This is a genomic window from Nocardioides sp. Soil_C_8 (assembly GCF_057656315.1).
Genome location: NZ_JBDGKQ010000003.1, coordinates 673,282 through 695,759 on the forward strand (window position 1 = coordinate 673,282; position 22,478 = coordinate 695,759).

The 22,478-nt window shown below is 72.8% G+C and carries 23 protein-coding genes and 1 tRNA gene; 6 read left to right on the plus strand and 18 right to left on the minus strand.

Annotated elements, in window-relative coordinates; translation table 11 throughout:
* Positions 1 to 89: 89 nt before the first annotated feature.
* Positions 90 to 563 carry a DUF6326 family protein gene (locus tag AC3A3L_RS16695; RefSeq protein ID WP_487641154.1) on the plus strand — a complete coding sequence of 158 codons (474 nt, stop codon included), beginning with the start codon at positions 90 to 92 and terminating at the stop codon, positions 561 to 563.
* Between the two features lie 12 nt (positions 564 to 575).
* On the opposite strand, the gene AC3A3L_RS16700 is transcribed toward AC3A3L_RS16695, so the two are convergent.
* Both AC3A3L_RS16700 and AC3A3L_RS16705 read right to left on the minus strand, forming a co-directional pair.
* The gene (locus AC3A3L_RS16700) at positions 576 to 2,369 is read right to left on the minus strand and encodes a histidine kinase N-terminal 7TM domain-containing protein (RefSeq protein ID WP_487641155.1); all 1,794 of its coding nucleotides are present in this window, start codon (positions 2,367 to 2,369) and stop codon (positions 576 to 578) included.
* Between the two features lie 76 nt (positions 2,370 to 2,445).
* A complete protein-coding gene (locus AC3A3L_RS16705; RefSeq protein WP_487641156.1) occupies positions 2,446 to 3,153 on the minus strand; it encodes a GntR family transcriptional regulator in 708 nt (235 codons plus the stop codon).
* Positions 3,154 to 3,234: 81 nt separating this feature from the next.
* Between AC3A3L_RS16705 and AC3A3L_RS16710 the strand changes: the two genes are divergently transcribed.
* Together AC3A3L_RS16710 and AC3A3L_RS16715 are read left to right on the plus strand one after the other, a co-directional pair.
* Positions 3,235 to 3,480 carry a DUF2630 family protein gene (locus tag AC3A3L_RS16710; RefSeq protein ID WP_487641157.1) on the plus strand — a complete coding sequence of 82 codons (246 nt, stop codon included), beginning with the start codon at positions 3,235 to 3,237 and terminating at the stop codon, positions 3,478 to 3,480.
* A 61-nt stretch (positions 3,481 to 3,541) separates the two neighbouring features.
* On the plus strand, positions 3,542 to 4,378 hold the full coding sequence (locus AC3A3L_RS16715) for a MerR family transcriptional regulator (RefSeq protein WP_487641158.1): 837 nt from the start codon (positions 3,542 to 3,544) through the stop codon (positions 4,376 to 4,378).
* Here AC3A3L_RS16715 and AC3A3L_RS16720 read toward each other — a convergent pair.
* On the minus strand, positions 4,351 to 6,180 hold the full coding sequence (locus tag AC3A3L_RS16720) for a helix-turn-helix domain-containing protein (protein ID WP_487641159.1): 1,830 nt from the start codon (positions 6,178 to 6,180) through the stop codon (positions 4,351 to 4,353). The genes AC3A3L_RS16715 and AC3A3L_RS16720 overlap by 28 nt on opposite strands.
* Before the next feature lie 121 nt (positions 6,181 to 6,301).
* On the opposite strand from AC3A3L_RS16720, the gene AC3A3L_RS16725 reads away from it, so the two are divergent.
* Positions 6,302 to 6,655, plus strand: a complete 354-nt coding sequence (locus AC3A3L_RS16725; protein ID WP_487641160.1) for a nuclear transport factor 2-like protein — start codon at positions 6,302 to 6,304, stop codon at positions 6,653 to 6,655.
* Between the two features lie 130 nt (positions 6,656 to 6,785).
* Positions 6,786 to 7,487: an alpha/beta fold hydrolase gene (locus AC3A3L_RS16730; RefSeq protein WP_487641161.1), complete on the plus strand. Its 702-nt coding sequence runs from the start codon at positions 6,786 to 6,788 to the stop codon at positions 7,485 to 7,487.
* Positions 7,488 to 7,538: 51 nt separating this feature from the next.
* Here the strand turns inward: AC3A3L_RS16730 and AC3A3L_RS16735 are convergent, their stop codons facing one another.
* Positions 7,539 to 8,363 carry an ERCC4 domain-containing protein gene (locus tag AC3A3L_RS16735; RefSeq protein WP_487641162.1) on the minus strand — a complete coding sequence of 275 codons (825 nt, stop codon included), beginning with the start codon at positions 8,361 to 8,363 and terminating at the stop codon, positions 7,539 to 7,541.
* A gap of 393 nt (positions 8,364 to 8,756) precedes the next feature.
* A tRNA-Pro gene (locus tag AC3A3L_RS16740) sits at positions 8,757 to 8,830 on the minus strand.
* Between the two features lie 179 nt (positions 8,831 to 9,009).
* On the opposite strand from AC3A3L_RS16740, the gene AC3A3L_RS16745 reads away from it, so the two are divergent.
* A complete protein-coding gene (locus tag AC3A3L_RS16745) occupies positions 9,010 to 9,690 on the plus strand; it encodes a M23 family metallopeptidase (protein ID WP_487641163.1) in 681 nt (226 codons plus the stop codon).
* 11 nt (positions 9,691 to 9,701) lie between these two features.
* Here the strand turns inward: AC3A3L_RS16745 and der are convergent, their stop codons facing one another.
* From der to AC3A3L_RS16810, 13 genes are all read right to left on the minus strand, one after another.
* Positions 9,702 to 11,069 (minus strand): ribosome biogenesis GTPase Der, encoded by a 1,368-nt coding sequence (der, locus tag AC3A3L_RS16750; RefSeq protein ID WP_487641164.1) that lies wholly within the window; start codon positions 11,067 to 11,069, stop codon positions 9,702 to 9,704.
* 6 nt (positions 11,070 to 11,075) lie between these two features.
* Positions 11,076 to 11,825 carry a lysophospholipid acyltransferase family protein gene (locus AC3A3L_RS16755; RefSeq protein ID WP_487641165.1) on the minus strand — a complete coding sequence of 250 codons (750 nt, stop codon included), beginning with the start codon at positions 11,823 to 11,825 and terminating at the stop codon, positions 11,076 to 11,078.
* Positions 11,822 to 12,508 carry a (d)CMP kinase gene (gene cmk / locus AC3A3L_RS16760; RefSeq protein ID WP_487641166.1) on the minus strand — a complete coding sequence of 229 codons (687 nt, stop codon included), beginning with the start codon at positions 12,506 to 12,508 and terminating at the stop codon, positions 11,822 to 11,824. The genes AC3A3L_RS16755 and cmk overlap by 4 nt, the downstream gene beginning before the upstream one ends.
* 11 nt (positions 12,509 to 12,519) lie before the next feature.
* On the minus strand, positions 12,520 to 13,617 hold the full coding sequence (locus AC3A3L_RS16765; protein ID WP_487641167.1) for a prephenate dehydrogenase: 1,098 nt from the start codon (positions 13,615 to 13,617) through the stop codon (positions 12,520 to 12,522).
* Positions 13,610 to 13,987, minus strand: coding sequence for a chorismate mutase (aroH, locus tag AC3A3L_RS16770; protein ID WP_487641168.1), 378 nt, complete (start codon positions 13,985 to 13,987; stop codon positions 13,610 to 13,612). Before aroH ends, AC3A3L_RS16765 begins: the two co-directional genes overlap by 8 nt.
* Before the next feature lie 55 nt (positions 13,988 to 14,042).
* Positions 14,043 to 14,453 carry a VOC family protein gene (locus AC3A3L_RS16775; RefSeq protein WP_487641169.1) on the minus strand — a complete coding sequence of 137 codons (411 nt, stop codon included), beginning with the start codon at positions 14,451 to 14,453 and terminating at the stop codon, positions 14,043 to 14,045.
* 40 nt (positions 14,454 to 14,493) lie between these two features.
* Positions 14,494 to 15,309, minus strand: coding sequence for a helix-turn-helix domain-containing protein (locus AC3A3L_RS16780; protein WP_487641170.1), 816 nt, complete (start codon positions 15,307 to 15,309; stop codon positions 14,494 to 14,496).
* Between the two features lie 64 nt (positions 15,310 to 15,373).
* Positions 15,374 to 16,177 carry a pseudouridine synthase gene (locus AC3A3L_RS16785; RefSeq protein WP_487641171.1) on the minus strand — a complete coding sequence of 268 codons (804 nt, stop codon included), beginning with the start codon at positions 16,175 to 16,177 and terminating at the stop codon, positions 15,374 to 15,376.
* A gap of 55 nt (positions 16,178 to 16,232) precedes the next feature.
* Positions 16,233 to 17,015 carry an SMC-Scp complex subunit ScpB gene (gene scpB, locus AC3A3L_RS16790; RefSeq protein ID WP_487641172.1) on the minus strand — a complete coding sequence of 261 codons (783 nt, stop codon included), beginning with the start codon at positions 17,013 to 17,015 and terminating at the stop codon, positions 16,233 to 16,235.
* Positions 17,012 to 17,917, minus strand: coding sequence for a segregation and condensation protein A (locus AC3A3L_RS16795; protein ID WP_487641173.1), 906 nt, complete (start codon positions 17,915 to 17,917; stop codon positions 17,012 to 17,014). Before AC3A3L_RS16795 ends, scpB begins: the two co-directional genes overlap by 4 nt.
* The gene (locus tag AC3A3L_RS16800; RefSeq protein ID WP_487641207.1) at positions 17,914 to 18,267 is read right to left on the minus strand and encodes a hypothetical protein; all 354 of its coding nucleotides are present in this window, start codon (positions 18,265 to 18,267) and stop codon (positions 17,914 to 17,916) included. The genes AC3A3L_RS16795 and AC3A3L_RS16800 overlap by 4 nt, the downstream gene beginning before the upstream one ends.
* Positions 18,268 to 18,269: 2 nt before the next feature.
* The gene (locus AC3A3L_RS16805) at positions 18,270 to 19,178 is read right to left on the minus strand and encodes a ParA family protein (RefSeq protein ID WP_487641174.1); all 909 of its coding nucleotides are present in this window, start codon (positions 19,176 to 19,178) and stop codon (positions 18,270 to 18,272) included.
* 653 nt (positions 19,179 to 19,831) lie between these two features.
* Positions 19,832 to 22,429, minus strand: coding sequence for a DEAD/DEAH box helicase (locus tag AC3A3L_RS16810; RefSeq protein ID WP_487641175.1), 2,598 nt, complete (start codon positions 22,427 to 22,429; stop codon positions 19,832 to 19,834).
* Between the last annotated feature and the right edge of the window lie 49 nt (positions 22,430 to 22,478).

The window sequence follows — 22,478 nt, forward strand, 5'->3', positions numbered from 1 at the left end:
GTGGATCGGGCTCCCGGGGCGATGCGTGCGCCGCCGGGCAGAGCGAGCGTGGACACACCGAACCCCGACCTCTCGAACGGAGCCCCGAGATGACGACAGTCCAAGCCTCCACCGCCACGCTCCAGGAGCAGCGCATCCCGATGGGTGCCAAGCTCGCCGCGACGTGGACGAGCTTCATGTTCCTGTACGCCTACGTGGACATCCTCAACTTCTTCACGCCCGGCGTCGTCGCAGACATCCTCGACGGCAGGGTCTTCGAGTTCGACCTCTCCCAGACCTTCTCGACCTCGGCGCTGCTCCTGGTGGCCGTGCCGATCCTGATGGTCGTGCTCTCGGTGACCCTGCCGGCCCGCGCCAACCGCACCACGAACCTCGTCGTGGCCCTGCTCTACGTCCCCGTCACGGCGTTCAACGCGGTGGGCGAGGAATGGCTGTTCTTCTACGGCCTCGGCATCGCACTCGAGCTGGCTCTGCTCGCCCTCGTCGTGCGGTACGCCTGGACCTGGCCCCGTACGACGACCGTGGCGGCCGGCAGCGACGTGCGTGCCGACGCGCTCCGGTGACGCGGCGGAGCTCTACGAGGGAGCCTGCGGAACCGTCGCCGTCCTCATGAGGAGGACGGCGAGGTCGTCGGCGAGCTGGTCGCCGTGGAAGTCGTGGACCGCGTCGACGAGGCAGCTCGAGATCTCGGCCGCAGTTCGCGCGACACGGCAGCCGAGCGCGGCGGTGACGCGCTCGACCCCGAACATCTCGCGCTCCCGGCGCGCCTCGACGAGGCCGTCGGTGAAGACGCACAGGAGGTCCGCCGGGCCGAGGTGGACGGTGGTGTCGTGCAGGTCGGGCTGGTCGAAGAGCGCCAGCGCGGTCCCCAGCGCGCCGACCTCCTCGGCCTCACCCGTGGCACGCAGCACGATCGGGGGATGGTGCCCGGCCAGGGTGAAGACCACGGTCGCCCCCTCGCCCTCCGGGCGCACCTGCCCGTAGACGAGCGTGCAGTGGCGCTCCAGGTCGGTCTGGCCGAGCAGGCTGGTGTTCACCTTCCGCACCGTCTCGCTGGGCGTGGTGTCGGCGGCCGCCAGGGCGCGGAGCGTGTACCTCGTGGCTGCACTCACCGTTGCCGCCTCTGCACCCTTGCCACTCACGTCGCCCAGCACGAAGCCCCACGTCTGCCCGCCGAGGTCGAACACGTCGAGGAAGTCGCCGCCCACCTCCCGTCCGTCCCCGGCAGGCAGGTACTGGCTGGCGAGGTCGATGCCCCGGACGTCGGGAAGGGTCGGCGGCACCATGCTGGCCTGCAGGGCGGATGCCACCCGCGACTGGTCCTCCAGGATCCGTTCGAGGCGCTGGCGGTCGTCGACGCGCTCGGTGATCTCGTGCAGCACCACCACCGCCCCTGCTGGGCGGCCCGCCACGTCGCTGAGGTCCTGCCGGGAGACGTCGAAGGTGCGGCGGCGGTTCACGACTCCGTCGGGACCGGGCAGGTCGAGCACCACCGTCCCCTCGTCGGAGGCGTCGGCGGGCACGACGTCCTGGAGCCTCCGGCCCAGCAGTGCGGTGCGGCTGGTCCCGAGCAGCTCGACGGCTGCCGGGTTGAGGTCGACGATGCGCCCGTAGGGGTCGGTGACGTAGACCGCGTCGGCCATCCTCTCGAGCACGGCGCTTCGGGCGAGGGGCGCGAGGTCGACGAGCCGTTCGTGGAAGAGCCCCCAGACCAGCACCGCGCCGGTGAGGGTGAACGCGAACGGCGTGAGGTCGATGGAGGCGAACCACCCGACGTTGGTGTTGTAGAGCGTGTTCGCTGCCAGCGGGACGAGGGCGGCGACGACGAGCACCACCGCCATCCGGCGGTAGCTGCGAGCCAGGCGCCCCGTGGTGACGACGAACAACAGGGTGGCGCCGACGAGGACGACGTAGTTGTAGCCGAAGAACGTGTTGAACAACGGACCCGCCTCGACCTCGGGGACCTCGCCCTCCACGGCCGGGGGGTAGGACCTCAGCAGGTCATGGGTGGCCGGGACCGCGAGGAGCAGCGCGGTGGCGACGGGCACGACGGCGAGGGCGCACAGCAGCCGCCAGGTCACCCACCGCTGCCGGCCGACGTACTGCAGCACGAACACGAGCCACGCCGGCGCGAGGGCGACGATGCCGAGGTACTTGAGGTCACCCCACCTGCTCTTCAGCGCGACGTCGTCGACGCCGAGCTCGACCGCATAGGCGACGCCCCACCAGGCGCCCGCCAGGAGCAGGACGGCCAGGCTCCAGCCGATGCGCGCCTCCCGTCGCCAGGCGACGTACGCCGCCAGGCAGGCCAGCGCGGTCCCCGCCGTCGCCATGACCGTCGCGAAGGACGTCAGCGTCCCGAGTCCCATTCCGCCCCCTCAAGCGGCACAGCTCCCGACCGTCGCCCCCACGAGACCGCGACGGGAGCAGACGGCCGCAATCCGCTCATTGTCGCGACGCGCCGGCACCCACCGTCCCGACCTCGTCGCCCTCTTCACCATTTTTGGGGTCGTCGGGCGACAGCGCGTGGAAGGTGTCGAGGACGACCGATGCGGCGCCGTCGGCATCCCCCTCTCCGCACAGCCGGATCAGCTCGTGGTGCCGGGCGATCGACTCGCGAGCGCTGGCCGAGGCGAAGCGGAGCCGCTCGGCGCGTCGCAGGACCGGGACGAACTGGTCGAGCACCGTCGCGAGCGCGCGGTTGCCGGACACCCGGACCGGCACGCCGTGGAGGTCGTCGTCGGCACGCAGCGCGGCCTCGACGTCGCCAGCGGCGACGGCTTCCTCGAAGCGGGCGTTGGCCGCACGCATCTGCTCGACGTCGTCCGGTGTGAGCCTCGGCACGGACTCGCGGACCGCCAGCTCGTGCATCGCGGCGACCACGTCGCGGGCCTCGCGCACGGCGGTCGTGGTCACGGTGCTGACGGTCGTCGACCGTCCCGGGCGGGTGACCACGAGGCCGGCCTGCGCGAGCCGCAGCAGCGCCTCGCGCACGGGCGTACGGCTCACACCGAGCCACGCGGCCAGGTCGGCGTCACGCAGCTGCTCGCCCGGCTCGAGGGTCCCCTCGATGATGGCGTCCCGCAGCCGGCCGTGCACGTCGTCGCGCAGGAGCTGGCGGCCGACGCCGGGGACGGACTCGGGGATCGGCATGCACCGTATTGGACATCGCCGGGGCGGCAGCGTCAAAGCACGACGGACGGGCGAGACCCGCGCGGGCGTACTCTGGCGGACATGAGCGACGACGACATCCTGGGCCGGGTGCGGTCCCTCGTCGAGCGGGAGCACGAGCTCCGCGCCCTGCGGGAGAGCGGTGAGCTGAGCGGCGCCGAGGAGCGCGACGAGATGCAGCGCGTCGAGGAGGCCCTCGACCAGTGCTGGGACCTCCTCCGGCAGCGGCGCGCCCGGTCCGAGTTCGGCGAGGACCCCGACGACGCCGGCGCCCGCCCGACCGACGTCGTGGAGAACTACCTGCAGTAGCAGCGCCGGCCGCGACCGGACCCCTGGACCCTCCCGCAGGGAGAGGGTGCAGACTGCCCGGGTGTCGACCCGCCTCAGCATCGGGGAGTTCTCCCGCCTGACCCACTTGAGCGTGCGCACCCTGCGGCGCTACCACGACGCCGGGCTGCTGGCCCCTGCCACCGTGGACCCTGCCACCGGCTACCGCTACTACACCGGCGAGCAGATCCCCACCGCCCAGGTCATCCACCGGCTCCGGGAGCTCGACGTGCCGCTCGCGGCCGTGCAGCGCATCCTGGACGCGCCCGACACCGGCGCCCGCGCAGACCGGGTGGCCGAGCACCTGCACCGCCTCGAGGCCGAGCTCGACCGCACCCGAGCCGCCGTCCGCTCGCTGCGCCGGCTCCTGGCGCCCGAGCCCGCGCCGGTGCGCGTCGAGGTGCGCGCCGTCCCGGCGACGTCGGTGGCCGCCATCGAGGCCGACGTCGCGCTGGACGACGTGCTCAGCTGGTACGCCGGGGCGATGGCGGAGCTCGACGCCGCCCTGCCCGTGCTGGTCGGTCGTCCGGGAGGCGTGTACGACAACGCGCTCTTCGAGGTCGGCCGCGGTCACGTGCTGGTGCACCGGCCCGTGGACGACCCGCCGCGGACCGGCAGGGTGCACCCGGTGGAGCTCCCCGCGGTCGAGCTGGCCGTGGCGACGCACGTGGGCGACCACGACGACATCGAGGTGACCTACGGCGAGGTCGGCTCCTGGGTCGTGGCCAACGCCCTGCAGGTGGCCGGCCCCGTGCGCGAGACCTACCTCGTCGGCCCGCGCGACACCGACGATGCCTCCGCGTGGCGCACCGAGATCGGGTGGCCCGTCTTCTCGGTCGCCCGGGGCGCCGGTCAGTCAGCTGGGGGCACCACGCCCTGAGCGCCGGCCGGCCCGCCGGACCGCTTCCCGGCACGGGCCAGGTGGACCTGCAACGCCAGCTGCAGGGGGAACCACGCGTCAGGAGCGGTGACGTCGAAGCCGCCCAGCTGTGACGCGCGAGCCAGGCGCTGGGCGAGCGTGTTGCGGTGGATCACCAGGTCCCGGGCAGCGGCACTCCGGCTCCGGACGTGCAGGTACGTCGCGACGGTGCCCAGGAGCTCGGTGCCCTTGACACGGTCGTACTCGGCGATGCTCTCGACCGCCACGGCGTACCTGTCCCGGACGCCCGCCACGCCCGCGACACGGCTCAGGAGCAAGTGGTGACCGACGTCGTCGAGCGTGAACACGCCGGCGGGCTCCGGCAGCGAGCTGGCGACGCTCATCGCCTCGCGTGCCTCGGCGAGCGCGTCGGCGAAGCCGTCCGCGGACGTCGCCGGTCGTGAGACGCCCACGGTCAGCGCTGCGCCGGTGGCCCGGACGTGGGCGCACGCGCGGAGCAGCGGACGGCGGAGCGCGTCCACCGACGCGGTCCCCGACGGCCACGGCACGACGGCGACGGCCTGGTGGGGCGTCGCCCCCGTCAGCGTCCCGTCCGGCAGCGCCGCGACTCGCTCGAGGACGGTGGGGAGCTCGACTCCTCCGGCCGGGCCCGACGTGCACGCCACCACGAAGACGTGGGCGGCCGCCCGGTCCAGGCCGAGCGCCTCGGCCCGACGACGCAGGTCCTCCTCCTCCAGTCGCCCGGAGGTGACGGCCCGGAGGAACCAGGTCAGGCCGTTGCGGCCGTCGAGCTCCTCCAGCGCGATCCCGAGCCGGGTCGCCACCGCCACGTGCCCCGCGATGGCGGGGAGCAGCCCGTCGGGGGGCGGCGGGCGGCGGCCCAGCCCCAGGACGTGGGCCTCGATCCTCCCGAGCTCGTCCGGCCCGCACCGCACCGCGGCCGTCGCGAGCGGCTGGGACTGGCCCTCCAGGGCGCGCGCGACCCGCTCGGCGGCGACCTGCCAGGTGATCCGCGCCCGCCGCAGCTCGTCGTCGATCTCGAGCAGTGCGCGGCGGACGGTCGCCGCCGGCGCGCTGCGGTCCGGATCGGTGCCCGAGGCGACGGCGACGACCATGCGGTCGCCCCCCGACGGATCGGCGACGACCGCGACCACCAGGTCCGCCGCGAGACCGGTCAGCGCGAGCTCCACCGCGCTTCCCACCACCCTGCCGACGGACGCTCGGGTGGCGACCAGGTCGCCGAGCTCGCGCAGACCCTTCTCGGTGCGGGTGAGCACGCCGACCTGCTCACGCAGGCGCTCGCGCTCCAGCGACGTCGCGAGCAGCGACGCCACGTGCTCCGCCAGCGGGACCTCGTACGCCTCGAACCCGTCGTCGGGCGTCGCCCACACCGTGATGCACCCGACCAGCTCGTCCGCCGACGTCACCACGGGAACCGAGAAGATCGCGCCGTACTGCTCCTCGCCGATCCCCGGGTAGGCCAGGAAGTGGGGGTCGCTGGCCGGGTCGTGGGGCACCACGTAGCTCGCCCGCGAGGCGGCCACCCACCCGGTCACGCCACCGCCGTAGGGCACCCGCAGGGTCCCCACCTCACGCGCGGCGGGGCTCTCGGTCGCGCCGACCAGCAGGAGGTCGTCACCGCCGTGGTCGTACAGGTAGACGTAGACGTCCCGGGTCGCTCGTCCGCACCGCACGGCCTCGGCGACCCGCGAGCACACGACCCGCAGGTCCGGGTCGGACCCCACCGCGTCGGCGACGCCACGCAGCACCTCGAGCTCGAGCGCGCCGGTGGACGAGGTCACCGGCCCACCTTCCCGCGACATCGGGTGTCGCGTCCACGTCTGCGCCGGCCGGCCGGACCCTCTCCCCGCGGGAGACATCCGTCCTTGACCCTCCGTCCGGGGGAGCCCGCACGCTCGTGGCATGACCACACCCACGAAGGACATCGACACCGCCCAGCTCCCCGCCACCATCCGCGCGTTCCTGGCCGCGCACGCCGCCCGCGAGGTGGACGCCGCCATGCGCACGCTCGCCGCAGACCCCGTGGTCGTCGACCAGGACGAGACGTTCAGCGGGACCGAGCGGGTGCGGCACTTCCTCAGCGACGCCGGCACCGAGTTCACCTACACCTCCGAGCTCGTCGGTGCGCGACGCACCGACGACACGCACTGGGTCGCCGTCATCCACCTCGAGGGCGACTTCCCCGGAGGCGTCGCGGACCTCGAGTACGCGTTCGTCCTCGACGGCGACCTGGTGTCCGAGCTCCGTATCCGGTGATCGCCCAAACCCGGTTGCCGCGGCTGCACCAGGTGTGCTGATCGCCTGCGAAGTGTGTGCAGGTTGCCCATCGTCTGGCGCTGGACCTCGCTTCAATATATCGCATATCACTGCTACCGAAGGAGACTCCATGAACACCACCGACACCTCCATCACCAACGTCGTGCTGGTCCACGGCGCGTTCGCCGACGGCTCCGGCTGGCGGAAGGTCCACGGCCTCCTCACCGCCCGCGGCTACCGGGTGAGCATCGTGCAGAACCCGCTCACCTCGTTCGCCGACGACGTCGCCGCCACCCGTCGCGTCCTCGACCGGCAGGAAGGCCCCACGATCCTCGTCGGACACTCGTGGGGCGGCACCGTCATCACCGAGGCCGGCACCCACGACCACGTCGCAGGGCTGGTCTACGTCGCCGCCCTCGTCCCCGACAGTGGCCAGACCTCGGGCCAGCAGTACGAAGGCTTCGCCGCCACGCCTGACTTCGTCATCGACACCGGCGACGACGGCTTCGGCTTCCTGAACCGGGAGGCCTTCAAGACGGGCTTCGCCGCTGACGCCAGCGACGACGACGCCGCGTTCATGCGTGACGCCCAGGTCCCGGTCGACATGGCCGTCTTCGCCCAGCCCGTCACCGAGGCGGCGTGGCACACCCGGCCCAGCTGGGCGGTGTGGGGCACCGAGGACAAGGCGTTCGACCAGGCGATGTTGCGCCACATGGCCGAGCGCGCCGGCGCCACGATCACCACCGTCGAGGGCAGCCACGCCGTCTACCTCACCCAGGCCGAGACCGTCGCCGACGTCATCATGACCGCCGCGGAGAAGGCCTCGACATGACGCGGACGATCAAGCTCGGCCGGTCAACCGGGAACGCGCACGGACCGGGCGTCAGCGGACGGGTTCGGTCGCTTCCGCGACCACCTCGCCGGTGAGGCTGTCGATGAGCTGGGTGCCGGTTCCGGCACCGCGTAGTGCACGCAAGGCGATGGCCTTCCGCGCGAACGATTCCGTCTCGCCTGTGTCCACTGGCGGGTTGAGCACCCACCGACGCAGGACGCGGGCTGCGGGCGTGCGGTCCGGCTCAGGGTCGCGTTCGGCGACCGGGACGTACGCGCCGTGCAGCGCCTGCTCGAGGCGGGCCGCTCGTACTCTCCCGATGCCCGGGTGGTCGCGGAGTCCGTCGGGTGCTGCAGCGGCAACGCCCGACAGGCTGCCGAAGCTGCTGAGCAGGCTGCGGGCGATGGTCGTCGAGATGCCTGGCACGACGGACAGCATCACCTCGGCCTGCGCGGACGGGTGTCGCGGCGAGCGGCGCGGTCCTTCAGCCCGGCTCGTCGGGGCGGTGCGTCGTGCTCGTTTCGCGAGGCGTACCAGCCAGGCTGCGCTGTCGTCGCGGTCGAGGCTGTGCAGGACCGTGATGCCGTCCTCCACGAGCCGGCTCACCGCGCCTCGCCAGGCATCCTCGGCAACGTGCGGCTCACCTTCGACGAGCAGGACGGCTTGCGGGAAGACGGCCTGGATGCGTTCGGCCTGGTCGAAGAGACGGCCATCGCGGATGGACGCACCCAGGTCGGATGGTCCTTTGCGTTCCACGGCGAGCGCGGGACCGAGGACGTAGTCGCCGACCGGCAGGTCGACGAGCTGCACGTCGAGGCCGGCGTCGGTGAGGGCTCGAGGGATGCCGCTGCCACGTTCGCGGTGGTCGACGAGCACTGGCTCCGCCCACACGGACTCGGGTGGACCAGTCGGGCTCGACGCGTTCCTCACGACCTCGACGTACCCCCGTGCGCGCGGGGCATGCCTAGCGGCCCAGCTCGAGGATGTCGCCGCCCTGGACGCTTCGCGCGAGGCCGGCTGTGCCTGCCGCTGATGTGGAGGCTCGGTCGTCCCGGCGGCGGCCCGGGCCACGATGTCGTGCGCCTCGACGACCACGAGCCGGAGGTGTACGACGAGCTCGTGCGACGTGCCGCAGCAACAGCGGATCCCGGGAGCTGAAGTCCCGTCGCTGCGAGATGCGGCCGTCAGGCCCCTCAGTGTCGCCGGACCGCGTCACGACGCAAGAAGCCCCTGACCGGCGTTTCCGCTGGTCAGGGGGCTTCTCCTCGGTCGGGCTGACAGGATTTGAACCTGCGACCCCTTGACCCCCAGTCAAGTGCGCTACCAAGCTGCGCCACAGCCCGAGTGCTCCCGGCACGAGGCCTCTGGAGCGAGGGGAACACTACCGCAGGGTCTCCGCGGTCACGGAATCGACCCGCCTGAGGGGGCTGGCCCTAGTCCGAGTGGGCCATTTGTTCCCGAACCCGGTGAGCTCGTCCGGTCGCGGTCCGACCATGGGTCGTCGACCTGTGGGGGTTTCCTGATGCGAGCTGTGCCGCGCCTCGGCCCGGTGGTCGCCGCGATCGCGGCGGTCGTCGGGCTGGGTCTCGTCGCGCCCGCCGCCCACGCCGCACCCGAGGCGGTCGTGCGCGATGACTCCGCGGAGGCCGAGGCCGCTGCGCAGGCCGCGGCCCTGGCCGATCAGCTCGCCGCGCGGCAGCAGTCGCTGACCAGCCTCAACCGGGCCGCCGACGCCCGCGACCGGGCGCTCATCGGCTACCGCGCCGTCCTGGCCCGTTACGGCTACGACGGCGACCCCGACGCGGTCCGCGCGGTGCTGCCGCTGGCGTCGTACGACGTCTCGGCCGGCTTCGGCCTGACGGGACCGCTGTGGGAGGCCGAGCACGGCGGCCAGGACTTCAGCGCGTACGCCGGTGAGCCGCTGGTCGCGGTGGCCGACGCCGTCGTCACCGAGGTCGCGTACGCCGGGCCCTACGGCCTGCGCACGATCCTCACGCTCCCCGACGGCACCGAGGTCTGGTACTGCCACCAGACCGACGTCTCAGTCGTCGCCGGCCAGCAGGTCGGCATCACCGACGTCATCGGCAGCGTCGGGTCCACCGGCAACGCCACCGGACCGCACCTCCACCTCGAGGTCCGTCCGGACGCCGGCGCCCCGGTCGACCCGATGGACTGGCTGCTCGCCCAGGGCCTCGACCCGTGAGCTGAGCCGGGTCAGCGCTTGCGCTTCTCCCGCGGCTTCTGCTGGATGACGATCGGCGTGCCGACGAAGCCGAACTCCTCGCGCAGGCGCCGCTCGACGAACCGCTCGTAGGCGGCGTCGAGCTTGCCGCTGGTGAACAGCACGAACGTCGGCGGGGCCACCGACGGCTGGGTCGCGAACAGGATCTTCGGCTGCTTGCCGCTGCGCACGGGATGCGGGTGCTCGGCGACCAGGCGACCGAGGAAGGTGTTGAGTGCGCCGGTGCCGATCCGGGTCTCCCAGCCCTCGAGCGCCTTGTCGATCGCCGGGACGAGCCGGTCGACGTGCCAGCCGGTGCGCGCGGTGAAGTTGATCCGCGGTGCCCACTTCAGCTGCACGAGGTCGCGCTCGATCTCGCGCTCGAGGTAGTAGCGACGCTCCTCGTCGACGAGGTCCCACTTGTTGAAGGCGATGACCATGGCCCGGCCGGCGTCGCGGATGGTCTGGATGATCCGCATGTCCTGCTCGGAGACCGTCTCGCTGGCGTCGAGCACCAGGACCGCCACCTCGGCGCGGTCGATGGCGGTCGTGGTCCGCAGGGAGGCGTAGTACTCGTGGCCCGATGCCTGGTTGACACGCTTGCGGATGCCCGCGGTGTCGATGAAGCGCCAGGTGCGGTCGCCGAGCTGGATCAGCTCGTCGACGGGGTCGACCGTGGTGCCGGCGGCGTTGTCGACGACCACCCGGTCCTCCTTGGCCAGCATGTTGAGGAGCGACGACTTGCCGACGTTGGGCTTGCCGACGATCGCGATGCGGCGCGGGCCGCCGACCTCCTCGAACGACTCCTCGGGCGTCTCCGGGAGCGCCGCGAGGATCGCGTCGAGCATGTCGCCCGAGCCACGACCGTGCAGCGCGGACACCGCGAAGGGCTCCCCCAGGCCGAGGTTCCACAGGCCGTAGGCCTCGGCCTCGGTGCGCTGGTCGTCGACCTTGTTGGCGGCCAGCACGACGGGCTTGCCCGACTTGCGCAGGATGCGTACGACAGCCTCGTCGGCGTCGGTGATCCCGACGGTGGCGTCGACCACGAACAGCACCGCGTCGGCCAGCGACACGGCCACCTCGGCCTGGCCGGCGATGCGCTCGGCGAGCCCGCGAGCGTCGGGGTCCCAGCCGCCGGTGTCGACGACGGTGAAGGCGCGGCCGTTCCAGTTCGCGTCGTAGGAGACGCGGTCGCGGGTCACGCCGGGGCGGTCCTCGACGACGGCCTCGCGGCGGCCGATGATCCGGTTGACGAGGGTGGACTTGCCCACGTTGGGTCGCCCGACGACGGCCAGCACCGGGGTGGGGCCGGTCGGCTCGTCGGTGGACGCGGCCTGGACGCCGGCGTCGTACTCAGTCATGGGTGATCACAGCTCTCTGGATGGCTCGACGAGCCCGGTGTCGGGGTCGTCCTCGGATTGTCCCGCAGGAAGCGGTCCGGGCAAGGATCGGCGCGTGTCGGCGAGCGCGGTGGCCAGCTCGGACAGCAGGTGCCCCCGGAGCAACACCGACGTGGCGGCCACGTGTTCCCGCGTGCGCGGCCAGGGCTGCTGTGTCGTCCGCCACGGCCGGCCGAACACGAGGTCGACGGTCTCCCCGCGCCGCGGGAGGGCGTTCGCCCCGCCGCCGGACGGTCGGGTGCCGAGCATCGTCACCGGCACGACCGGGGCACCGGTGACGAGGGCGAGGTAGGCGGCGCCGTGGTGGAACCGGTGCAGCTCGCCGTCGCCGCGGGTGCCCTCCGGGAAGATGCCGGCCACTCCCCCGTCGCGCAGGACGCGCAGGCACGACCGGATGGCGCCGGGGTCGGCGTGGAAGCGGTCGAGCGGGATCTGGCCCGAGGCGCGCAGGAAGCCGCCGAGCCGGCCCTCGAACATCTCCTGCTTCGTCAGCGCGTGGACCGGTCGGGGCGAGAAGACCGCGAGGAGCGGACCGTCGATGATCCCGATGTGGTTGCTGGCGAGGATGACCCCGCCCGTGGCCGGCACGCGGTCGGCGTGGTGCACGACCACCGGCCACCGGGTGCGGACCAGCCGTGCGGCTGCGGGGCGCAGGAGGTGCAGCAGCCGGGTCGCGGGGTGCTCGTCGGCGCTCGCAGGCAGGTCCGCCCGGGTCACGCTCGCCGTGCCCGCGCCAGCTCGACGATCCGGTCGATGACCTCGGCGAGCGTCAGGTGGGTGCTGTCGACGTGGACGGCGCCCTCGGCCATCGTCAACGGCGCGGTGGCACGGCCGGAGTCGATCCGGTCGCGCTCGAGGAGGGACTGCTGGGTGCTGGCGACGTCGGTCCCGCCCTGCTCGGCCGTACGACGCTGCGCGCGGGCGTCGGGGTCGGCGCTGAGGTAGACCTTGACCTCGGCCTGCGGCCACACGACGGACCCGATGTCGCGCCCCTCGACCACGATGCCGCCGTCGCCAATGGCCTCGCGCTGCAGGTCGAGCAGCCGCGCCCGGACCTCCGGGACGGCGCTGACCGGGCTGACCGCGGCGTTGACGTCGTCGCTGCGGATCTCGACCGAGACATCGGTGCCGTCGACCGTGATGGTCGGCGCCAGCGGGTCGGTGCCGGACGCGATGACGGGCCGTCCGGCGGCAGCGGCCACGGCCGCCGTGTCGCGTACGTCGATGCCCTCGCGCAGCAGCCACCAGGTCATCGCCCGGAACATCGCACCGGTGTCGAGGTAGCGGAGGCCCAGCTTGTCGGCCACGCCGCGGGAGGTGCTCGACTTCCCCGAGCCCGACGTGCCGTCGACGGCGATGACGAGGGACCCGGTCTGCGCGGTGCTGTCGACGGTGCTCACGGGCGAGAAGGTTACCGGTGGGTCGTCCAGCCGCGGGATTCGAGAGCGGCGAGGAGGCGCTCGGCGCTGCCGCGCTCCACGACGAGCTCGGTGAGGCCGACGGGACGTCCCGGGTCGTGGTCGATGTGCACGTCCTCGATGTTGACGCCGATCTCGCCGGCGTCGCCGAACAGGCGCGCGAGCTCGCCGGGGTGGTCGGGCACCGCGACGAAGACCGAGCGCGTCGGCCGCGCAGGCCCGCCGTGCTTGCCCGGGATCGCCGCCGTGCCCGCGTTGCCACGGGTGAGGATCTCGACGAGGTCGGGTCCGGCGTCGGAGGCGACCGCGGTCATCAGGGCGTCGAGGTCCGCGCGGACCTCGGCGAGGAGGTCGAGCACGGCCTCGGAGTTGGCCTCCAGGATCTGCTGCCACAGCTCCGGGTCGCTGGCCGCGACCCGGGTGACGTCGCGGACGCCCTGTCCCGACAGGGCGAGGTGCTCGACCGGAGCCGCTGCCAGCCGTCCCGCCACGAGCACGGCCGCGAGGTGGGGCAGGTGGGAGATGCGGGCGACCGCCCGGTCGTGCTCCCCCGGCTCCATCACGAGCGGTGCGGCGCCGCACTCCAGCACCAGGGCCTCGACGAGGCGTACGGCGTCGGGGCGCGCGTGCGGGTGCGGCGTGACGGCCCAGGGACGACCGTCGAAGAGGGCCGCGCTGGCGGCGAGCGGTCCGGAGCGCTCGCTGCCGGCCATCGGGTGCGAGCCGACGTAGCGGGCCAGGTCGTCCGCTCCGACGCGGCCGGCCACCTCCTCGAACGGGGCTGCCTTGACGCTGCCCACGTCGGTGACGACGGCGCCGGTGCGGCTCAGTGCGTCGACGATGGCGTCGCCGACCGAGGCGGGGGGCACGGCCACCACGACGAGCTGCGGTCTGTCGTCCGGCGTCGCCGCGCGTCCGGCTCCGAGGCCGTGAGCCGTGCGGAGGTTCTCCTCGGAGGTGTCGCGCAGCACGACCTCGATCCCGAGCCGGCTGCACACCAGGGCGATCGAGGTGCCGATGAGCCCGGCCCCGACGACCTCCACCGGCCCGGTCAGGGCCGGCAGGTCGTCCCCGTCATGGGGGTCAGTCATGGCTCGTGGTCCGGGCCAGGTCGCGGCGCAGGTTGGCAGCGCCGTGGAGGTAGGCGTGGGTGATCTCCGAGCGCGGCAGGTCGGTCTCGACGTGCGCCATCAGCCGGACCACCCGCGGCATCGAGCCCTCGATCTCCAGCTCGCGCGCGCAGACCAGCGGCACGTCGGAGAAGCCCAGCTGTCGCGCGGCGTAGGCCGGGAACTCGCTGACCAGGTCGCTGGTCGCGGTGAAGATGATCGAGATGAAGTCGTCGACCTCGAGGCCGTTGGCCTCCATCACGTCGGTCACCAGCTCCGCCACCCGGTCCAGCATGTGCTCGCGGGTGTCCTCCTCGAGCTGGGTCGCCCCACGCACTGCTCTGACTGCCACGTGAGAACCCTAGGCCAGCGCGCGCACCCGCCCCGGCGCGGTCTCGTCAGACGGGTCAGGCCGGCTGGTAGCTGCCGAACGACCAGTGGTTGCCCTCCGGGTCGGTCACGCTGCCGCCCCGGCCTCCGTAGTCATGGTCGACCATCGGCCGCACCACCGTCGCACCGGCGGCGACCGCGGCCTCGAAGACCGCATCCGGGTCCGGTGTCACGAGGTAGGCCGCAGCGGGGCCGGTGCCGCTGATCGCGCTGTCGTCCCGCTCGGAGCCGAACATGATCCCGCCGCCGCCCGGCCACGCCCACTCGGCGTGCACGACGACGCTGGGGTCCTGCTCGTCCCGGTACGTCGCGTGCTCGATGAACCCGATGGCCCCGAGCCACGCCGTCATCGCTCCCGCATCGCGCACGGAGAACGTGTGCCACAACGTGGTGGTGGAGACGTCCACCTGGTCGGTCTTCTCGGACATGGGTTCCTCCTCGGTCCGGCCGGTCGGTCCGGCCACGACGTCAGGCTGCCCCGTCGCGCTCCCCCGTGGCTTGGACGATCGGGAACTCCCGGCGCACCCACTCGGTGGGGCTGCACCCGGCGAAGCCGGTCCACTCCCGGGCGAGGTGCGCCTGGTCGGCATAGCCCGTCTCGGCGGCGACCGTGGCGACGGACACCTCGCCCGCCAGCGCGGCCCGCCGCAGCCGGGCGTGCGCGCGGGCGAACCGGGCGAGCCGCTGGTAGGTCTTCGGCGTGACGCCCACCTCGTCCTGGACGAGCGTGCCCAGCCGGCGCCTGCTGTAGCCCACGTCGCCGGCCGTCACGGCCACCGGCACGCCTCTCGTCAGGAGCGCCATCGCCCGGGCGACCTCGGGGCGCAGCGACGGCGCCTCGTGTCGGCGTACGGCGTCGAGGAGGGCGCGCTCGAGCACCTCGAGGCGGGCCTTCCAGGTGGCCTCCCCGGCCAGCTGGTCGGGCAGGTCGGCGAGCGCGGTGTCGACATCGGCGAGGCCGAGGAGCTGTCCCGCGAGAGCACTGGCCGGCACGCCCCACACGGCGCGGGCACCGGCCGGGGTCAGGCTCAGCTGGATCCCGCGCTGGTGGTCGCCGTGCTCGACGGCCGCTGGAGCGGTGTGGAGGCCCGAGACCGACGTCCAGCCGACGGTGCGCGCGTCCGGCGCGCCGTCCCACGAGACGGCGAGCGGCTCGTCGAGCGGCAGCACGAAGGTCAGGCCGGTCGACGGCATCCCGATGTGGACGCCCGGCCCGGCGAACGCGACGTCGTACACCACGATCGAGCGGACGTAGGGCGCCAGCGCGGGGTGCACGGCGGCCATGGCGTCACCGTACGCCCGCGGGCCGACACCGGGCCGCCGATGTGAGGCACCCCGAGGAGATGGCTCAGAGCCGGGCGCTGTCCATCAGCTCGCCCAGCTCGGCCACGGTGAGCTCACGCATCTCCCCCGACCGCAGCCGGGCGAGGGTGATCGGTCCGATCTGGGTGCGGGTGAGCCGGCGCACCGGGTGGCCGACGTGGGCGAGCAGGCGACGCACGATGCGGTTGCGCCCCTCGTGGATGGTGAGCTCGACGATCGAGCGGTTGCTGCCCTCGCGCCGCGGGTCGCCGCCGAGCACGCGGGCCTTGGTGACCGTGACCGGCCCGTCCTCGAGCGTCACGCCCGCGAGCAGCTCGCGGACCGTGCGGACGTGCACCTCGCCGTCGACCTCGGCCACGTAGGTCTTGTCGACCTCGTGCGAGGGGTGGGCGAGGTGCTGGGCGAAGTCGCCGTCGTTGGTGAGGATGATCAGGCCCTCGGTGTCGGTGTCGAGCCGGCCGACGTGGAAGAGCCGCTCGGGCCGGTCGGCGACGAGGTCGCCGAGGGTGCGCCGGCCCTCGGGGTCCGACATCGTCGAGACGACGCCGCGGGGCTTGTTGAGCACCAGGTAGACCTTGTCGCTGATCGGCGGCAGGCGCTTGCCGTCGACGCGGATCACGGCCGTGCGCGGGTCGACCTTGGTGCCGAGGCGGGTGATCACCTCGCCGTCGACCTCGACGAGGCCGTCGAGCATGAGCTCCTCGCACTTGCGGCGGCTGGCGACGCCGGACTGCGCGAGCAGCTTCTGCAGGCGGATCAGGCCGTCCTCGTCGGTGTCGGGCCGCTGTGAGGCGGGCTGGTCGTTGTCGGGAGCGTCGTGCGGTCTCATGGCTTTTCGGGGTCCCTGCGGAAGCGCGAGCGAAGCGAGTGGTTTCGTGGGGTGGTCAAGAGATCTCGGTCCCGCCGTCGGGCTCGGTGCCGTCGCCGGAGTGGGGCGAGTGGTGGTACGGCGCCGGGGCCGGCGCCGGCTCGGGTGCCGGCTCGGGTGCCGGCTCGGGCGTGGGCTCCGTCGAGGAGTCGACGCCGGCGACGCTCGCCAGCTCGTCCTCGAGGTCGTCCATGTCGGGCAGGTAGGGCGCGAGCTCGGGCAGCTCCTCGAGCGAGGTGATGCCGATCCGCTCGAGGAAGTAGGACGTCGTCCGGTAGAGGTTGGCGCCGCTCTGCTCGTCCTGCCCGGCCTCCTCGACCAGCCCGCGGGTGAGGAGCGTGCGCATCACGCCGTCGACGTTGACGCCGCGGATCGCCGAGACCCGCGCACGTGACACGGGCTGCTTGTAGGCGACCACCGACAGGGTCTCGAGGGCGGCTCGGGTGAGCCGCGCCTGCTGCCCCTCGAGCACGAACGACTCGACGACACCCGCGAACTCCGGGCGCGAGTAGAACCTCCACCCACCGGCGACGGATCGCAGGTCGAAGCCGCGGCCCTGCTCGGCGTACTCACCCGCCAGCGCCTCGAGGGCCGTCTCGACCTCCTCGACCGGGTGGCCGACCACCGAGGCCAGGCGCACCGTGCCGAGTGGCTCGTCGGAGACCATCAGGATCGCCTCGAGCGCGGGGCGCAGCTCGGCCACCGCGACGTCCAGCGTCTCGATGCCCGCTTCGTCGCCGGTGGGTGCGTCCTCGACGGGCCCCGGGTCCGGCTGGGTGCTGTCGGGCTGCTCGCTCACTCGTCCTCCTCGGGCTCGTCGGCGGCTGCCGACGGCATGGCTGCATCATCGTCCCCCGGCGGGGCGCCGTCGAACTCGTCGTGGATGTCGACGTCGCCGTCCTCCGCGCCCGTCCACCGCACGGTGAGCTCGCCGAGAGGGGTGACCTGGTCGAAGGACACCGCACCCTCGCGGAACAGCTCGAGCAGCGACAGGAAGCGGGCCACCGTGGTCAGCCGGTCCGGGGAGTCGCCGCACAGCGCCCGGAACGTCATCGTGCCGCTGCGGCGCAACCGGTCGACGACGAGGTGCGCCTGCTCGCGGACGCTCACCTTGGCGGCGTGGATGTGCTGGAGGGACACCTCGAGCACCGGCTTGGGCTCCAGCGCCCGCGCCGCCATCTGCGCGAAGTCCTCCAGGCCGATGCCGATCAGCACCTCGGGGAGCAGGGTCGCGAACTGCTCCTCGAGCCCGACCGCGCGTGGGTGCCGTCGTGACTCCGATGCCAGCCGCTCGTCGAGGACCGTGGCCACCTGCTTGAACGCGCGGTACTGCATGAGCCGCGCGAAGAGCAGGTCGCGCGCCTCGAGCAGCGCGAGGTCCTCCTCGTCCTCGACGTCGCCCTGCGGCAGCAGCCGCGCCGCCTTCAGGTCGAGCAGCGTCGCTGCGACGAGCAGGAACGACGTGGTCTGCTCGAGGTCCCAGGTGTCGCCCAGGTTCTTCACGTGGGCGATGAACTCGTCGGTCACCTGCGAGAGCGCGACCTCGGTGATGTCGAGCTTGTGCTTGGCGATCAGGCCGAGCAGCAGGTCGAAGGGTCCCTCGAAGTTGTCCAGGCGTACGGCGAAGGCCGGGGCCTCGCCGCCCGGCTCGAGCGTGCCACCGGGCGAGAGGTCCGGGGCAGCGGGACGGCCGGTGCTCACTCGTCGAGCAGCCGCTGCACCAGCGCGCTGTCGGCGCCCTGGGCCTCGAGGTCGGCGAGCACCAGCGCGAGCGCCTCCCGGACCAGGCGGCCGCGGTCGACGGCGAGGCCGTGCTCGCGGCGCAGCGTGAGACGGGCGTGCTCGATGTCGAGCAGCTCGTCGGAGGTGACGTAGACCGTCATCTTCTCGTCGTGCCGCACCCGGCCGCTGGGCTTGCGGGGGCCTGCGGGCTCGCCAGGATCGGGGTTGGTGTCGGCGACGGCCCGGACACGGCGCTGGCGCGGCTCGGGAGCAGGCTCCGCGGACGCGGTGTCGGAGGTCGGCCGGAACAGGTCGTCCGCGGCCGGCATGCTCACTCGGCGGGCCACCGGGTCACAACCTCCTTGGCCAGCTGGCGATAGGCGTCGGCACCGGTCGACGACGAGGCGTACGACGTGATCGGCTCCCCGGCGACGGTGGCGTCGGAGAACTTCACGGTGCGGCGGATGACGGTGTGGAAGACCTTGTCGCCCCACGCCGAGACGAGGCGCTCCATGACCTCGCGGCTGTGCAGCGTGCGCCCGTCGAACATCGTGCCGAGCACGCCGTCGATCTCCAGCTTGGGGTTGAGCCGCTCGCGCACCTTGTCGATCGTCGTCTTCAGCAGCGCCACGCCGCGCAGCGCGAAGTACTCGCACTCCAGCGGCACGATGACGCCGTCCGAGGCGGTGAGCGCGTTGACGGTCAGCAGGCCGAGCGAGGGCTGGCAGTCGATGAGGATGACGTCGTAGTGCTCGAGGGCCGGGGCGAGCACCCGCTGCAGCGTCTGCTCGCGCGCCACCTCGTGCACCAGCTGCACCTCGGCGGCCGACAGGTCGATGTTGGAGGGCAGCAGGTCCATGCCCTCGATGCCGGACGGGACCACGACCTCGTCGAGCGTGGTCTCGCGGTCCATCAGCAGGTTGTAGATGGTCAGGTCCATCTCGTGCGGGTTGAGGCCCAGGCCCACCGACAGCGAGCCCTGGGGGTCGAAGTCGACGAGCAGCACCTTGCGCCCGAACTCGGCGAGCGAGGCGCCCAGGTTGATCGTGGTGGTGGTCTTGCCGACGCCACCCTTCTGGTTGCACATCGAGATCACGCGCGCGCCACCGTGCTGGGCAAGGGGCTGCGGCTCGGGGAAGACCGGCATCGGACGGCCGGTCGGGCCGAGCGGCGTCTCCGCCTCCAGGGTCGTCGTGGCGCGTGTCTCGAGCGGGCGCTCGAAGGGGATCGGCTGGGTCACGGTCTGCTCGTCTCGCGGGGTCGGGCCGGGGTGGGGGGTCTGGTGCGGGTGCGGTGGTCGGACGAGGGGCGGCATCTGCGGGGCACTGCTGCCCGTGTCGTGACTACGGAATCCCGCACCGCTCATGTCTGCTCCTCGTCGCATCCGTCGTGCATCGGCCTGGACCTCGATTGGACCACGCCGGACACCGGAGACTTTGTCGACACGTCGACAGTTCGCAGACGAGTTCGGACGGGTCCGCTCGCGCACCGCGCGGGACTCTACGCGGTCGTCACAGTTGGCCCTCGCGAAGGTGGCGGCACACGACAACCCCAGACCCCACCCGATGTCGTCCGCCGCCACCCTCACCACCCGCCACCCCAAGGTGGCGGCACACGACAACCCCAGACCCCACCCGATGTCGTCCGCCGCCACCCTCACCACCCGCCACGCGAAGGTGGCGGCACACGACAACCCCAGACCCCCACCCGATGTCGTCCGCCGCCACCCTCACCACCCGCCACCCCAAGGTGGCGGCACATCGCAGGCTCGGGCGTTCCAGGGACGCAACCTGCCGCCACCACCGCGAGGCCGAGCCGCACCCCCGCGAGAGGGGAGGGACGACACGCGAGGGACGGGACGAGACGGGTCAGGAAAAGACGAGCCGACCGGCCTCAGAGCCGCCGCATGGCGGCCGTCGCCAGCACGAGCTCGCCTGCACTGTCGGTGGCGTCGCAGTCCACCACCGCCTCGATGACCCAGTCGTGGTGGTCCTCGGGGTCGTGGATGGTCTGGCGTACGTCGCGCAGGCGGGCCGTGGTGCCCTCCTCGGCGCCGACCGGCTCGCCCGTCCGCTCCTCCCCCACGACCAGCAGGTCCGGGCCGCGGGCGTCGCCGTCCGTGAGGACGCGGTCGTGCTCGGCGTAGTAGTCCTCGAGCGCCGCGTCCCACACCGAGCGCCCGACGACGACCTGGCGCGGCGGGTCGGTGCGGTCGGCCGCCGCGCGCTCGAGGCGTACGAGCCCGTCGAGGTCGTCGCGCGAGACGGCGTCCACCCGCGCCCACATCGCGTTGCGCAGCATCACCCGGAACGGCCGCTCCTGCTTCGAGAGCGGGCGCGGCGGAGGCGGGGGCTCGTGGTGGGCGACCGCCGACGACGCGTGGTCGGGGTCCGAGAGCGCCTCCCACTCGTCGAGCAGCGAGGAGTCGGTCTGGCGCACGGTCTCGCCGAGCCACTCGATGACGTCCTCGACCTCGGGGGCCCGGTGCGACTCGGGCACGGTCTGGCGCAGCGTGCGGTAGGCGTCGGTGAGGTAGCGCAGCACCAGTCCCTCGGAGCGGGCGAGCTGGTAGCGGCCGACGAAGTCGGTGAACCCCATCCCCTGCTCCCACATCTCCCGCACCACGGACTTGGGACCGAGCGCGTCGTCGGGGAGCCAGGGGTGGGTCTGCCGGTAGGTCTCGTAGAGGGCCTCGAGGAGCTCGCGCAGCGGCTGCGGCCAGGTGATCTCCTCCAGCAGCGCCATCCGCTCGTCGTACTCGAGCCCGTCGGCCTTCATCTCCCCGATGGCCACGCCGCGGGCGGCGTGCTGCTGGGCCATCAGGATCTGGCGCGGCGCCTCGAGCACCGACTCGACGACCGAGATCACGTCGAGGCCGTAGGTCTCCGACTCCGGGTCGAGGACGTCGAACGCCGCGAGCGCGAAGTGGGCCAGCGGCTGGTTGAGCGCGAAGTCGTCAGGCACGTCGGCGCTGAGGACGTAGCGGCGCCCGAGGTCGTCGACCTCCGGCAGCCGCGTGACGATGCCGGTGCGCACGAGCGAGCGCGAGAGCCGCAGCGCGCGCCGCGCGAGCCGCAGCTGCCCCCGGCGCTCCTCGTGGTTGTCGGTGAGCAGGCGGCGCATGACCGCGAAGGCGTCCTCCTCGCGCGACACCACGTTGACGAGCATCGCGTTGTCCACCTTCATCCGGCTGGTCAGCCGCTCCGGGACGCCGGCCACGAGCTTGTCGAAGGTCTGCTCCGTCCACACCACCGCGCCCTCGGGCGCCTTCTTCAGCTGCGCCTTGGACTTCTTCTTCCCGGCCGCCACCCGCGCGGCCGCCTTGGCCTTCGCCTGCTCGTTCTCGATGACGTGCTCGGGAGCCTGTACGACGACGTAGCCGGCGGTGTCGTAGCCGGCGCGGCCCGCCCGGCCGGCGATCTGCTGGAACTCCCGGGTCCTGAGCACCCGCTGCCGGTTGCCGTCGAACTTGGCGAGGCCGGTGAAGAGCACCGTGCGGATCGGCACGTTGATCCCCACGCCCAGGGTGTCGGTCCCGCAGATCACCCGCAGCAGCCCGGCCTGGGCGAGGGTCTCCACGAGTCGCCGGTACTTCGGCAGCATCCCGGCGTGGTGGACACCGATGCCGCTGCGGACCAGCCGCGACAGCGTCTTGCCGAACCCCGCGCCGAACCGGAACGCCCCGATCCGCTCGGCGATCGCCTCCTTGTCGACCTTCTTCGGCGGCCGCCGCAGGAGGTTCGTGGCGTGCTCGACGGCCGCCGCCTGGGTGAAGTGGACGACGTAGACCGGGTCCTGGCCGGTGGTGACGAGCTCCTCGAGGGTGTCGTCCAGCGGCTCCATGGACCAGCGGAAGCTGAGCGGCACCGGCCGCTCGGCGTCGTCGACGACGGCGGTGTCGCGACCGGTGCGCCGCTTCAGGTCCTCCACGAAGAAGGAGACGTCGCCCAAGGTGGCCGACATCAGCAGGAACTGGGCGTCGACGAGCTCCAGCAGCGGCACCTGCCAGGCCCAGCCGCGGTCGCCCTCGGCGTAGAAGTGGAACTCGTCCATCACCACGAGCCCGACGTCGGCCGACCGCCCCTCACGCAGGGCGATGTTGGCCAGCACCTCGGCGGTGCAGCAGATGATCGGTGCGTCCGGGTTCACCGCGGCGTCGCCGGTCAGCATGCCGACGTTGTCGGCCCCGAAGACCTCGATGAGGGCGAAGAACTTCTCGCTCACGAGCGCCTTGATGGGGGCGGTGTAGAAGCTCACCTCGTCCCTGGCGAGCGCCGCGACGTGGGCGCCGATGGCGACCATCGACTTGCCGGAGCCCGTCGGCGTCGCGAGCACGACGTGGTTGCCGCCGAGCAGCTCGATGACGGCCTCGTCCTGGTGCGGGTAGAGGTCGAGCCCCTGGTCGGCCACCCAGCCGGTGAAGGCGTCGTAGACCGCGTCCGGGTCGGCGCCCGTCGGGACCCGCGTGTCGAGGCGCACTGGATCCGGCATGCGTCGATCCAACCATCCGCCGGTTTCGTGCCTCGCAGCGCCACGCAAC